The organism is Mesorhizobium sp. WSM4819 (assembly GCF_055811215.1).
In genome coordinates, this window is the sequence record NZ_JBVVQO010000011.1 from 111,502 (window position 1) to 123,440 (window position 11,939).

Annotated in this window: 12 protein-coding genes; 2 read left to right on the plus strand and 10 right to left on the minus strand. The window is 63.3% G+C overall.

What is annotated here, in order from left to right; all coding sequences use genetic code 11:
- Positions 1-279: 279 nt before the first annotated feature.
- The 5 genes from AC0L18_RS12930 to tesB all read right to left on the minus strand — a co-directional run bounded on the left by AC0L18_RS12930 (position 280) and on the right by tesB (position 7,029).
- The gene (locus AC0L18_RS12930) at positions 280-963 is read right to left on the minus strand and encodes an outer-membrane lipoprotein carrier protein LolA (protein WP_473492583.1); all 684 of its coding nucleotides are present in this window, start codon (positions 961-963) and stop codon (positions 280-282) included.
- 165 nt (positions 964-1,128) lie between these two features.
- A complete protein-coding gene (locus AC0L18_RS12935; RefSeq protein ID WP_473492584.1) occupies positions 1,129-3,765 on the minus strand; it encodes an FtsK/SpoIIIE family DNA translocase in 2,637 nt (878 codons plus the stop codon).
- 370 nt (positions 3,766-4,135) lie between these two features.
- Complete coding sequence (locus tag AC0L18_RS12940; RefSeq protein WP_091592240.1) at positions 4,136-5,563, minus strand: ammonium transporter; 1,428 nt, start codon at positions 5,561-5,563, stop codon at positions 4,136-4,138.
- A gap of 31 nt (positions 5,564-5,594) precedes the next feature.
- Entirely contained in the window at positions 5,595-5,933 is a 339-nt protein-coding gene (locus AC0L18_RS12945) for a P-II family nitrogen regulator (RefSeq protein ID WP_023800571.1), read from the minus strand.
- 220 nt (positions 5,934-6,153) lie between these two features.
- On the minus strand, positions 6,154-7,029 hold the full coding sequence (tesB, locus tag AC0L18_RS12950; protein ID WP_473492586.1) for an acyl-CoA thioesterase II: 876 nt from the start codon (positions 7,027-7,029) through the stop codon (positions 6,154-6,156).
- A 158-nt stretch (positions 7,030-7,187) separates the two neighbouring features.
- Here tesB and AC0L18_RS12955 point away from each other — a divergent pair, with 158 nt between their 5' ends.
- The gene (locus tag AC0L18_RS12955; protein WP_473492638.1) at positions 7,188-8,435 is read left to right on the plus strand and encodes a ubiquinone biosynthesis hydroxylase; all 1,248 of its coding nucleotides are present in this window, start codon (positions 7,188-7,190) and stop codon (positions 8,433-8,435) included.
- A gap of 42 nt (positions 8,436-8,477) precedes the next feature.
- Here the strand turns inward: AC0L18_RS12955 and AC0L18_RS12960 are convergent, their stop codons facing one another.
- The 3 genes from AC0L18_RS12960 to AC0L18_RS12970 all read right to left on the minus strand — a co-directional run bounded on the left by AC0L18_RS12960 (position 8,478) and on the right by AC0L18_RS12970 (position 9,475).
- Positions 8,478-8,702, minus strand: coding sequence for a hypothetical protein (locus AC0L18_RS12960; RefSeq protein WP_473492588.1), 225 nt, complete (start codon positions 8,700-8,702; stop codon positions 8,478-8,480).
- A complete protein-coding gene (locus AC0L18_RS12965; RefSeq protein ID WP_473492589.1) occupies positions 8,686-8,937 on the minus strand; it encodes a hypothetical protein in 252 nt (83 codons plus the stop codon). The genes AC0L18_RS12960 and AC0L18_RS12965 overlap by 17 nt, the downstream gene beginning before the upstream one ends.
- Positions 8,938-9,118: 181 nt before the next feature.
- A complete protein-coding gene (locus AC0L18_RS12970; protein WP_473492590.1) occupies positions 9,119-9,475 on the minus strand; it encodes a YciI family protein in 357 nt (118 codons plus the stop codon).
- A gap of 412 nt (positions 9,476-9,887) precedes the next feature.
- Here AC0L18_RS12970 and AC0L18_RS12975 point away from each other — a divergent pair, with 412 nt between their 5' ends.
- Positions 9,888-10,313: an OsmC family protein gene (locus AC0L18_RS12975; protein WP_287222750.1), complete on the plus strand. Its 426-nt coding sequence runs from the start codon at positions 9,888-9,890 to the stop codon at positions 10,311-10,313.
- Between the two features lie 92 nt (positions 10,314-10,405).
- Here AC0L18_RS12975 and AC0L18_RS12980 read toward each other — a convergent pair whose 3' ends face one another.
- Together AC0L18_RS12980 and AC0L18_RS12985 are read right to left on the minus strand one after the other, a co-directional pair.
- Positions 10,406-11,044, minus strand: a complete 639-nt coding sequence (locus AC0L18_RS12980) for a YceH family protein (RefSeq protein WP_473492592.1) — start codon at positions 11,042-11,044, stop codon at positions 10,406-10,408.
- A gap of 87 nt (positions 11,045-11,131) precedes the next feature.
- Positions 11,132-11,911 (minus strand): succinate dehydrogenase iron-sulfur subunit, encoded by a 780-nt coding sequence (locus AC0L18_RS12985; protein WP_023800578.1) that lies wholly within the window; start codon positions 11,909-11,911, stop codon positions 11,132-11,134.
- Between the last annotated feature and the right edge of the window lie 28 nt (positions 11,912-11,939).

Below are 11,939 nucleotides of genomic sequence, written 5' to 3' on the forward strand. Positions count from 1 at the left end.
CTGTCTTTTTGTGGTTAGGGGCCCCGTTCGCCTGCCCCCCTTTGGGCCCGGCCCCAAAAAAACCCCCCCCCACCCCCCCCCCCCCCCCCACCAAAAACCCCCCCCGCCCGCGCCCCCCCGGCCCCCGGGCTGGCACCAGGATTCGCTGAGATTCAGGTCAGGCCGAGTCGAGAATGGTGGGTTCCGAGAACCGGAGCGGAGCGTACTTAAAATACGTGAGCACCGGAAGCGCAGGAAACCGCCATTCGCAGGCCGGCCTCACCTGAATAACAGCGGATCCTACCGCGACCTGGTGTTCAGTTCGCGGTTGGCCGTGTAGTCGATGGCAAAGGTGTCGGGGGCGAAGCTTACGCCTTCCCTGACGTTGAAGATCATCACCGTCGTGTCCTTGCCTTGCGCGTCGGTGATCGTCCATTGGCGCAATTCGTAGGTTTTCGGATCGAACATCATGGTGATCTTCGAACTGCCGAACACCGATTTGTCGGCGAGTTGGATGGTGGTGACGTCGTTCTCTTCCTTGACGCTTTTGACGCGGCCGCCGGAGAGGTCGATCCTGGTGTCGAGCAGCAGCTTGAGCGGCGTTTTCGACAGTGGGTAGAGATCGGACGTTTTCAGCCGCTTGTTGAGGATGACCACCGACTTGCCGTCGGAAATCACCCGGAAATTCGACGTCCCATCATAGTTGAAGCGTATCTTGCCCGGCCGTTCCAGGAAGAACTTGCCGCCGGTCTGCTCGCCCTTGGGTCCGAACTGCACGAATTCGCCGGCCATCGATTTGACCGAGGAAAAATGGTCGGCGATCTTCTGCGCGGTGGCTGGCACCGCCGCTTGCGCCGACGCCAGCAACTGGACCCCGGGCACGACATTGATGGCCGCGGCGCCGGCCAGGACCAGCCCGAGGCCAAGCAGTTGGCGGCGGGTCGGCGCAAAATCGCTGATCGTGGCGAAAGAAGAGTTTTTCATGCCGGTTACTCTCGTCTGGTTCATCTGTTGTCGCAGTGTTTGGCCCCCCAGTTGGGCTTAAGTTTGGCGGCCGAACAGCGCTTGGTCGTTGCAAACGCGCCAGAAGGTTCAAAGTTGCTGCCGTCAGGTTGCAGCCGCGAAAATCCTGTCGGCTTGGCGGGCGGATCAGAACTTGTCGTCCTCCGTCGGCACCAGAATTTCGCGTTTTCCGGCATGGTTGGCCGGGCCGACAATGCCTTCCTTCTCCATCTTCTCGATGATAGAGGCGGCGCGGTTGTAGCCGATGCCGAGCCGGCGCTGGATGTAGCTGGTCGAGGCTTTGCCGTCACGCAGCACCACCGCAACCGCCTGGTCGTAGGGATCGTCGGAATCCTCGAAATTGCCGCCGCCACCGCCCGAGCCACCCTTGCCCGACGGCTCATCGTCGTCCTCGTCGTCATCCTCGGTAATGGCATCGAGATATTCCGGCACGCCCTGCAGCTTCAGATGCGCGACAATCTTCTCGACCTCGTCATCGGAAACGAAGGGACCGTGCACGCGCTGGATGCGGCCGCCGCCGGCCATGTAGAGCATGTCGCCCATGCCGAGCAGCTGTTCGGCGCCCTGTTCGCCCAGAATGGTGCGGCTGTCGATCTTCGACGTCACCTGGAAGGAGATGCGGGTCGGGAAGTTGGCCTTGATCGTGCCGGTGATGACGTCGACCGACGGCCGCTGCGTTGCCATGATGACGTGGATGCCGGCAGCGCGCGCCATCTGCGCCAGGCGCTGCACCGCGCCTTCGATGTCCTTGCCGGCGACCATCATCAAATCGGCCATCTCGTCGATGATGACGACGATGTAGGGCATTGGCTCGAGATCGAGGTTTTCCGTCTCATAGACCGCTTCGCCGGTCTGCCGGTCGAAGCCGGTCTGCACGGTGCGCGAGATTTTTTCGCCCTTCTTCTCGGCCTGCTGCACCCGCGCGTTGAAACCGTCGATGTTGCGGACGCCGACCTTCGACATTTTGCGGTAGCGGTCCTCCATCTCGCGCACGGTCCATTTCAGCGCCACCACCGCCTTCTTCGGATCGGTGACGACCGGCGTCAAAAGATGCGGGATGCCGTCATAGACCGAGAGCTCCAGCATTTTCGGGTCGATCATGATCAGCCGGCAGTCCTGCGGCGTCAGCCGGTAGAGCAGTGACAGGATCATGGTGTTGATGGCGACCGACTTGCCCGAGCCGGTGGTGCCGGCGACCAGCACGTGCGGCATCTTGGCGATGTCGACGATGACCGCCTCGCCATTGATGGTCTTGCCGAGCGCCAGCGCCAGCTTGGCCTTGGTGGTCTCGAAATCGCGGCTGGCCATGATTTCCCTGAGATAGACGGTCTCGCGCTTGGCGTTCGGCAGCTCGATGCCGATGGCGTTGCGGCCCGGCACCACGGCGACGCGGCAGGCGATCGCGCTCATCGAGCGGGCGATGTCGTCAGACAGGCCGATGACCCGCGACGATTTGATGCCGGGCGCCGGCTCCAGCTCGTAAAGCGTGACGACCGGGCCGGGGCGGACATGGATGATCTCGCCCTTGACGCCGAAATCCTCCAGCACGCCTTCAAGCAGGCGGGCATTCTGCTCCAACGCGTCCTTGGACAGGCTGGCGTCGCGCACGACGTTCTTCGGCTCGGACAGGAAATGCAGCGACGGCATTTCGAATTGTTCGGGGCCGATCAGTGAGGACTGCGCTTCGCGCTGGACACGCGCGCCGGGAACCGGCCGCGGCGCCGGCGCTGCGACGCGGGTGGCTGCATCGGAGCGGAACGGCTGCACCCTCGCATTGGGAGGAGTGCTGCGCACGGGCTCCGGCACAAAATCCATGTCATCGTCATCGTCGAAAACATCGGCGTCGTCGAGCGAGGCGCTGCGGTCGTTGACCATCGCGGCGAAGAATTCCGGCTCGACGCGGGCGCGGCCATCGGCACTCATCCGCGATTCGGCGAATTCGGCCGATTCGACCCGTTCGGCAGCGCGACGCCAGGCGCTGGCGCGCGGCTCCGGTTCAAAATCGTCGCGCTCACGGCGGCGGGCGGCGCGGCGGCGGAGAAAGGCCCGCAACGATAGCCACCAATGCGTGATCGCGCCTAGCGCCAGAATGCCCTCGTCGCCCTCATCCTCGTCATTGTCGAAATGCAGGTCGTCCTGGTCCCTCGGATCGGCTGCGGCCGGTTGCTCCAGGACGGCGAAACCGTTCTTGCGTGCAATCAGCGCCGAGCCGTAGGCAAACAGCCACAGTGCCGGCGCGGCCAGAAGCACGGCGAGCACGCTGGCGATGAGACCGGTCGGATAGCCGCCGACGACGAGCCCGGGAATCTTGAGCACCATGTCGCCGAACACGCCGCCGAGACCGGTCGGCAGCGGCCAGGTCTTGGGCGGCACCACGCAGCCGGCCATGGCCGCGGCAAGCACCGCGTAGCCGAACCAGGCGAGCCCGCGCTTCGGCAGCCTGTCGACGCCGCGCGCCGAAAACAGCAGAAATCCCCAGACCACCGCCGGCACTAGCGCCGCGACCGCAGCAAGGCCGAAGAACTGCATGGCCAGGTCGGAGAAGACAGCGCCCACATAGCCCATGGCGTTGGTGACGATGTTGTCGGTGGCGTGGGAGAAGCTTGGGTCAGCGACGTTCCAGGTGGCGAGGCTGGCGACGCCGAAGGCGACCAGCGCAAACAGGCCGGCGCCGAGCAGCCGGCCGACCTGACGCCGCCCGAACGCCTGGATGCCGTGCCCCGTATCGGCCAGCGCAAGCGGTGCTGAAGCCCCTGAACGCATTCGTCGTTCCCCGTCTGTCATGGACTGGCCGGACGCATGACGCACTCCGGCAGATTCGGATGCCAGACTATCGGCGGGAAGGTTAAGGCCGCATTAACCATGGGTGCGTGCCGGCGCTCCCGAGTGGAAACCGGTCACACAAATGGCGGGCACGCTGGCCCGGCCGATGTTTCATCGCCAGGATCGATCAGGCACCCGATCAAGCGATTGTGACCGAGCCTGGACTGCCACTGGCGCGGCATCGCACGAAAAAAGAGGCCCGGAACCGGCCCGGGCCTCAATGCGTGAGCCCTTTTCGGGAGCGTCACGACGGGAGGGAAGGTGTTGGGCGGCCGAGGCCGACCCAGACAAGAGCCACAGATTACCAGGCTTACGGGTGATAGGCCGCTTCGCCATGCGCGGTGAGGTCGAGCCCTTCGCGCTCTGCATCGGCTGTCGGGCGCAAGCCTACGATCATATCGACGATCTTGTAGAGGATGGCGCTGCCGATGCCCGACCACAGGACGGTTACCAGGACACCCTTGAACTGCGACCACAACTGGGTCGCCGTGCCGGCATAGCCGGCGGCGAAGTCGGCCGTCGAATAATCGACGATGCCGGCGCCGCCGAGGGCGGGATTGACCAGGATGCCGGTGCCGAGCGCGCCGATGATGCCGCCGACGCAGTGGATGCCGAAGACATCGAGGCTGTCGTCGTAGCCGAACTTGTTCTTCACGACCGAGACGAAGAAGTAGCAGACGCAGCTGGCGACGATGCCGAGCACGATGACGCCCATCGGTCCGCCAAAGCCGGCGGCGGGCGTGACGGCGACAAGGCCGGTAACAGCGCCCGAAACCGCGCCAAGCATGGAGGCTTTGCCGCGCAGCAGCGTTTCAAGCACGATCCAGGTCACTGCCGCCGCGGCTGTGGCGACGAAGGTGTTGACCATGGCCAGCACCGCATAGGCGTTGGCTTCGAGGTTCGAACCGGCATTGAAGCCGAACCAGCCGACCCACAGCAGCGAAGCGCCGACCATGGTCAGTGTCATCGAATGCGGCGCCATGACGTCCTTGTTGTAGCCGATGCGCTTGCCGATCATCAGCGCGCCGACAAGGCCGGCGATGCCCGCATTGATGTGAACGACGGTGCCGCCGGCGAAGTCGATGGCGCCGAAGCTGAAGATGAGCCCCGACGGGTCGCTGTAAGCGCTCGGGCCGCCCCAGAACCAGACCATATGCGCGATCGGGAAGTAGACGAATGTGACCCACAGGATGGTGAAAAGGATCACGGCCGAAAACTTGACGCGTTCGGCGAAGGCGCCGACGATCAGGGCAGGCGTGATGCAGGCGAAGCTCATCTGGAAGATGACGAACACCAGTTCAGGAATGGCGACGCCCTTGGTAAAAGTTTCCGACACCGTCGTCACGTCGACGCCGGCGAGAAACATCTTGGAAAGGCCACCGACGAAGGCGTTGCCGGGGGTGAAGGCAAGGCTGTAGCCGTAGAAAACCCAGACGATCATGACCACGCTGGTGATGGTGAAGACCTGCATCAGCACCGACAGCATGTTCTTGGCGCGAACCAGGCCGCCGTAGAAAAGGGCAAGGCCGGGAATGGTCATCAGCAGCACCAGGATAGTGGAGATCATCATCCACGTCGTGTCGCCCTTGTCGACGGTAAAGGCCGGCGCTGCTGGCGCGGCCGGTGCGGCCGGCGCCGCTTCCTGCGCGAATGCGGCGACCGTGCCCAGCGCTGCGATAGCGAGTGAGCCCAGCAGCGCGGTGCGCGCCACCGACTTCAAAGTAGAAGGAATATTCATTGAACTCTCCATTGGAATACGTTTCCGCAGCTCAAAGCGCGTCGGTGTCTGTTTCGCCGGTGCGAATACGCACTGCCTGGTCGATGCCGAAAACGAAGATCTTGCCGTCGCCGATCTGACCGGTCTTAGCCGCCGCAGTTATGGCTTCGACGGCCTTGTCGACCATGTCCAGGCCGACCGCGACTTCGATCTTGATCTTCGGCAGGAAGCTGACCGCGTATTCCGCCCCGCGATAGATTTCCGTGTGGCCCTTCTGACGCCCGTAGCCTTTGACTTCGGTGACGGTCAGGCCCTGGATGCCGACTGCGGTGAGCGCTTCGCGCACCTCGTCGAGCTTGAACGGCTTGATGATTGCCATCACGATTTTCATAAGGTTTCACCCTTTACTGTTGCGGGTCCCCCGCGTTTGCACGACTTCGCCGATCCCCATGAGAGCCGGAGAGTGCCCGCTAGGATTCAAGCTCCGTGCCAGTTGCCGAAGCAGGGTGTTAAGCTGCTGTTAAATAACGACTTGGGGAAGGTTTGTCGGCTGACTGTTCATAGTCGCGGCAGCGCAGCTGATTAAAAAGTAGGCACTTTTGCAAAATTGCCTATTCCGCGGGCGGCCGCTTCAGCCTGATCAGGCCTTCCTGGGCAACCGAGGCGATCAACGTGCCGTCGCGGGCAAACAGCGACCCGCGCGTGAACCCCCGCGACCCTTGCGTCGACGGGCTGTCCTGCGTGTAGAGCATCCAGTCGTCCAGCGCATGGCTGCGATGGAACCACATGGCGTGATCGAGGCTCGCCGCCTGGATGTCGCTATCGAAGATGGCGCGGCCATGCGCAAAGGTCGAGGTATCGAGCAGCGTCATGTCGGAAAGATAGGCAAGCACGGCCGCCTGCGCGGCGCGATCGCCCGGAACCGGGCCGGTCGTGCGGATCCAGATGTTCTGTTTCGGCTCCAGCTTCTCCCGGCTGGTGTAATGCTCCAGCATCACCGGCTTCATCTCGATCGGCCGGTCACGCTCCCAATAGCGCCTGATGCCGTCTGGCACGGTCGCGCCGAACTTGCCGATCAATTCGCGCTGCGACAGCAATGTGTCGGGCGCCGGCACGTCCAGCGGCATCGGCACCTGGTGCTCAAGACCGACCTCGTCCTGCTGGAACGAGGCTTCCAGCGAAAAGATCGCCTGGCCGTGCTGGACAGCCACGACACGGCGCGTGGTGAAGGAGCCGCCGTCGCGGATGCGGTCGACCTGGTAGATGATCGGCACCTTGGTGTCGCCCGGCCGCATGAAATAGCCGTGCAGCGAATGCACGTGGCGTTCGGGCTCGACCGTTCGCTGAGCGGCGACCAGCGCCTGGGCGATGGTCTGGCCGCCGAAGACACGCTGCCAGTCGAGTTTGGGGCTGCGACCACGGTACAGGTTGTGTTCCAGCTGCTCGAGGTCGAGAATGCCGAGAAGCTCGTCCATGGCCGCCGTCATGTTTCGCGCCCCCGTGTCGTTTTGATTCCGAAGTTCGCCTTAATTTCGATATTTCACTCGAAGCGAGCTTCAGAAGCCGCAAAAGTGTTATGGCGGTTTCCGACAGGAATGACGGGCAGTCAAGGCCGGAAAGGAATTTGGCCGGAAAGGAATTTGCCATGGTCGACAAGGCGGGAACCGCGCTCGACATTCTGGTCGCCGGCGCCGGCTATGTCGGCCTTGCCGCCGCCGTATCGCTGAAACAGGCACGGCCGAGCCTGGCGGTCGCTGTCGTCGACGCCGCGCCCGCCGGCATCTGGCAAAAGGACGGCCGCGCCTCGGCGATCGCCGCTGCCGCTTGCCGCATGCTCGACCAGCTCGGCGTCTGGGCCGAGATCGCCGCCGAGGCGCAGGCGATCACCGAGATGATCGTCACCGATTCGCGCACCTCCGATCCGCTGCGCCCGGTGTTTCTCACGTTCGATGGCGAGGTCGCGCCCGGCGAAGCGTTTGCGCATATGGTGGCCAACCGGGATTTGAATGGCGCCTTGCGCCGGCGCGCTGAAACGCTCGGTATCGACATCATCGAAGGCGTCGCCGTCAGTGCCTTCGACGTCAACGGCGCCGGCATCACCGTGCATCTTGCCGACGGCGCGACGCTGAAGGCGCGGCTGCTGATCGCCGCCGACGGCGTCAACTCGAAGCTGCGCGACATGGCCGGCATCAAGACGGTGAAATGGGACTACGGCCAGTCCGGCATCGTCTGCACCGTCGCGCATGAACGGCCGCATAATGGCCGCGCCGAAGAGCATTTTCTGCCAGCCGGCCCGTTCGCCACGCTGCCGCTCAAGCCGGACAAGGGCGGCACCCACCGCTCGTCGATCGTCTGGGTCGAGCGGTCGGAAGACGCCGAAAAACTGGTCGACGGCGACGACCTCGTCTTCGAGCACGAGCTGGAACAGCGGTTTGGCCTGAAGCTCGGCGAAATTCGCGTCGCCGACAGGCCGCGCGCCTGGCCGCTCGGCCTGACCATCGCCCGCGATTTCGTCGCGCCGCGCATTGCGCTCGCCGGCGACGCCGCCCACGGCATCCACCCGATCGCCGGCCAGGGCCTCAATCTCGGTTTCAAGGATGTCGCGGCGTTGGCCGAAGTGGTGGTCGAGGCCGACCGGCTCGGCCAGGATGTCGGTGCGCTCGACGTGCTCGAACGCTACCAGCAGTGGCGGCGCTTCGACACGCTGCAGATGGGCATCACCACCGATGTCCTGAACCGGCTGTTTTCCAATGACATCGGCCCGTTGCGCGCCGTCCGCGACATCGGCCTCGGTCTCGTCGAACGCATGCCGCGGCTGAAGGATTTCTTCATCCGCCAGGCGTCCGGTCTGTCCGGCGACACGCCGAAACTGCTCAAGGGCGAGGCGATCTGAATCCGACTGACCGGCCGGCATCACCTGAATATCAGCACACCCTTAGTTGACCTCGAAGCCGAGCTTCTGGCGCAGCCGCAGTATCCTCTGGTCGGATATTTTTAGGGGTTGCTCACCAGCCTGCGCCGCGCGGTTCACCATCTGCAGCAAATCGTTTCGCTCAGTCACATCGAGACGTTCGCGCAGGAACGGCGCCAGTTTGTCGATGACGATCGTGGCATCGTCGATCTGGGCCGCCGCCCATTTGGCGCTAGACCACGGCCTCATCGGTCTTGTTGTCGTCTGCAATCTCCGAAATCACCGACCGAACCACGGCTTCGCGCTGCGGCAGGACAGGGCCGTTCTCGGAAATGATTGCGGTGATCAGCGTCGCGGCCGCCACGACCGGATCGTCGATCGCCATCAGCGGTGAGAGCGCCACCTGCTTGCGCAACCTCTTGCGCCGAATGTTGCCTTGCACCCGCCCGACGACGTCCGCGACCTCGCGCGCCGCATCGTTCATGGCCTTCATCCGATACCACCAGAACGCCGCCGCTCCCAACAGCCCAATTGCAGCAATCAGTATATGCATGCCCGAAATCCCCCAACCGCAGCGACGATAGGAGAAGTGCTGTCTCGCTTCAACACGCAAAAGTTGCGCCCGCCGAAGAAATCGATTCCGCCGGACGCAACCGGAATAATGTTCAGGATCCCGGTACTCTGTAGATCGCCCTGACCTCGATCGTGCCGATTTCGGCCAGCGGAATCCCGCCGGCAATCTCCAGCGCCTCGTCGATATCCCCCGCCTCGATCATGACGAAGCCGAGCAATTGCTCCTTGGTCTCGGCGAAGGGACCATCGGTGATCAGCCGCTTGCCCTTGCGCCGGCGCACGGTTTTCGACGTTCTTACCGATTGCAGCGCCTGCGCGATGATCAGCCGGCCGCTTTGCTCCACCGATTTATCATAGGCCAGCGAGTCGGCGTCGAGCCTGGCCAGCCTTTCCGGGCTCATTGCGTAAAGGTCTTTTTCCTCACCATAGACCAGGCAAACATATTTCATTTCTCATCTTCCTTGTTGGGACGAACTGTTGGCGACCAAGGTCCCAGCCGGGCTTTTGACCGCTGCATAATCGAGAAGGGATACCGCAACCCCTATCATGGCGACCGCAGCAAGCAGTCGACCGAAACCGCAAGGTTGCCGAGCCAACCAGTCGGCTTCCTGTTCAGCCGCCTTTCGGCCAGTGTCTCTCCAGTGAGCAGAAAACAGATTATCCATGGTGTCCTCCATTCGGCCACAAAACCCGTGGCCGCCCGCAGGACGGCCGAGGCAGATGGAAGTCGACATTTTTTGCACGCGGATTTTTTTTACGCGTCGCCATTGGCGCGAAAGCACGGGTGGCCTTGGTGCCCGCGCGCGCTATAGTCGACCAGACGCCGATCACGGCTCAGCCACCACAATCAAGGAGGAATTCATGGACCGCACCGCAAACGCCGTCTGGAAAGGCAATCTGAAAGAGGGCAACGGCACGCTCGACACGCAGAGCGCGGCCCTGAAAGGCACGCCGTACTCGTTCAAGGCGCGGTTCGAGGACGAAAGCGGCAAGGCCGGCACCAATCCGGAGGAACTCATCGCCGCCGCGCATGCCGGCTGCTACGCCATGCAGTTCTCTCACTTCCTGGCCGAGAACGGCACCCCCGCCACCGAACTCGACGCCAAGGCGGTGGTGACGCTGGTCCCTGGCACGGGGATCACCGGCAGCGCGCTCACGGTGGTCGGCAAGGTGCCGGGCATCGATGCGGCGAAATTCCAGGAGCTGGCCGAGAAGGCCAAGGCCGAATGCCCGGTCTCGAAGGCGCTCGGCGCCATAAAGGTTTCGCTCGACGCCAAGCTCGGCTGAGCATGAGGTGATAAACGCCGGCTCCAGGGCCGGCGTTTTCATTTGTGGGACGTAAGCGATCCTTCACGTCCCTCCAACACCTCAAAAGGTCATCAGCGTCCGTCGCCGGTCAGCGCGTCGATGCGTGCGCGCATCTGTGCGACCTCTTCCTCGAGAGCCTGCACGCGCGCTTCGAGATCCGAGGCCGGCGAAGGCGCTTGCAAGGGCGCTGCGGCAGCCGACAGCTGCACCGGCCCGCCCAGGAGATGCACATAGCGGTCCTCACGCTGGCCGGGACCACGATCGATCTGCTGAACGAGCGGCGGCTTGCGGCCGATCAACAGGTCGAGATTGCTGCGAAGCTCGTCGATGGAGGGCAACCGCGCCATGCGCTCAGCTCGCGCCAGCAATTCATAGGCGGTCTGCGGACCGCGCAGCAACAGCAGCCCAAGCAGCGTAATCTGCGCCGAGGTCAGCGAAAAGCGCTGCGCGACGACATGCTCGTAGCGCTCGACGCGCGAGGCAAAGACCTGCCTGACCAGCCCCTTGTGCTCGAGTTGGCCAAGCGCTCGTCTCACCTCGACAAGCTCGACCGACATCACCGGCTCGCGCGCCGTCTTCTGGTTGGCGGCGGCAAGTGCCGCATTGAGCGTCAGCGGGTAGATGTCGGGCGTCAGTTCCTTCTTTTCGATCAGGCAACCGAGCACGCGCGCTTCGACGGGAGAGAGGATGGGGAGTTCGGTATCGGTCATGGGTCGGCTTCCTTTGAAGTCGGCGGGACAGCGCCGGCGCGAAGGATCACTACCGACGAAATGATCCCTGCAGCAACCCGTCCGAAGCTAAACCCTTCTCTCCACCATCATCTTCTTGATCTCGGCGATCGCCTTGGCCGGATTCAGCCCCTTGGGACAGGTCTGGGCGCAGTTCATGATGGTGTGGCAGCGATAGAGCCGGAACGGGTCTTCGAGATTGTCGAGCCGTTCGCCCTTGGCCTCGTCCCGGGAATCGATCAGCCAGCGATAGGCCTGCAGCAGCGTCGCCGGACCGAGATAGCGGTCGCCGTTCCACCAGTAGCTCGGACATGAGGTCGAGCAGCAGGCGCACAAGATGCATTCATAGAGCCCGTCGAGCTTTTCGCGGTCCTCATGGCTCTGCAGCCATTCCTTGGCCGGTTCGGGCGACACCGTCTTCAGCCACGGCTCGATCGAGGCGTGCTGGGCGTAGAAATTGGTGAGGTCTGGCACCAGGTCCTTGACCACCGGCATATGCGGCAGCGGATAGACCTTGATCGCGCCGGAAATGTCGTCGCAGCCCTTGGTGCAGGCCAGCGTGTTGGAACCGTCGATATTCATGGCGCAGGAGCCGCAAATGCCCTCGCGGCAGGAGCGGCGCAGCGTCAGCGTCGGGTCGATCTTGTTCTTGATGTAGAGCAGCGCGTCGAGCACCATCGGCCCGCAATCGTCCATGTCGACGAAATAGGTGTCCATGCGCGGGTTCTCGTCATCGTCCGGCGACCAGCGGTAGATGCGGTACTCCCGCAGATTGGTCGCACCCTCCGGCTTCGGCCAAGTTTTTCCCGCCTTGATCTTCGAGTTTTTCGGAAGGGTGAGTTCGACCATTATCTCAGGTCCTTTCGGATGACGAGTT

What these genes read in the sequence shown, in the direction of transcription:
- AC0L18_RS12980 (WP_473492592.1), bottom strand. Translation starts at nt 11,044, where the DNA reads ATGACCGATACCGAACTCCCCATCCTCTCTCCCGTCGAAGCGCGCGTG.
- tesB (WP_473492586.1), bottom strand. Translation starts at nt 7,029, where the DNA reads ATGACGGCGGCCATGGACGAGCTTCTCGGCATTCTCGACCTCGAGCAG.
- AC0L18_RS12960 (WP_473492588.1), bottom strand. Translation starts at nt 8,702, where the DNA reads ATGAGGCCGTGGTCTAGCGCCAAATGGGCGGCGGCCCAGATCGACGAT.
- AC0L18_RS12965 (WP_473492589.1), bottom strand. Translation starts at nt 8,937, where the DNA reads ATGAACGATGCGGCGCGCGAGGTCGCGGACGTCGTCGGGCGGGTGCAA.
- AC0L18_RS12970 (WP_473492590.1), bottom strand. Translation starts at nt 9,475, where the DNA reads ATGAAATATGTTTGCCTGGTCTATGGTGAGGAAAAAGACCTTTACGCA.
- AC0L18_RS12975 (WP_287222750.1), top strand. Translation starts at nt 9,888, where the DNA reads ATGGACCGCACCGCAAACGCCGTCTGGAAAGGCAATCTGAAAGAGGGC.
- AC0L18_RS12930 (WP_473492583.1), bottom strand. Translation starts at nt 963, where the DNA reads ATGAAAAACTCTTCTTTCGCCACGATCAGCGATTTTGCGCCGACCCGC.
- AC0L18_RS12955 (WP_473492638.1), top strand. Translation starts at nt 7,188, where the DNA reads ATGGTCGACAAGGCGGGAACCGCGCTCGACATTCTGGTCGCCGGCGCC.
- AC0L18_RS12945 (WP_023800571.1), bottom strand. Translation starts at nt 5,933, where the DNA reads ATGAAAATCGTGATGGCAATCATCAAGCCGTTCAAGCTCGACGAGGTG.
- AC0L18_RS12985 (WP_023800578.1), bottom strand. Translation starts at nt 11,911, where the DNA reads ATGGTCGAACTCACCCTTCCGAAAAACTCGAAGATCAAGGCGGGAAAA.
- AC0L18_RS12935 (WP_473492584.1), bottom strand. Translation starts at nt 3,765, where the DNA reads ATGCGTTCAGGGGCTTCAGCACCGCTTGCGCTGGCCGATACGGGGCAC.
- AC0L18_RS12940 (WP_091592240.1), bottom strand. Translation starts at nt 5,563, where the DNA reads ATGAATATTCCTTCTACTTTGAAGTCGGTGGCGCGCACCGCGCTGCTG.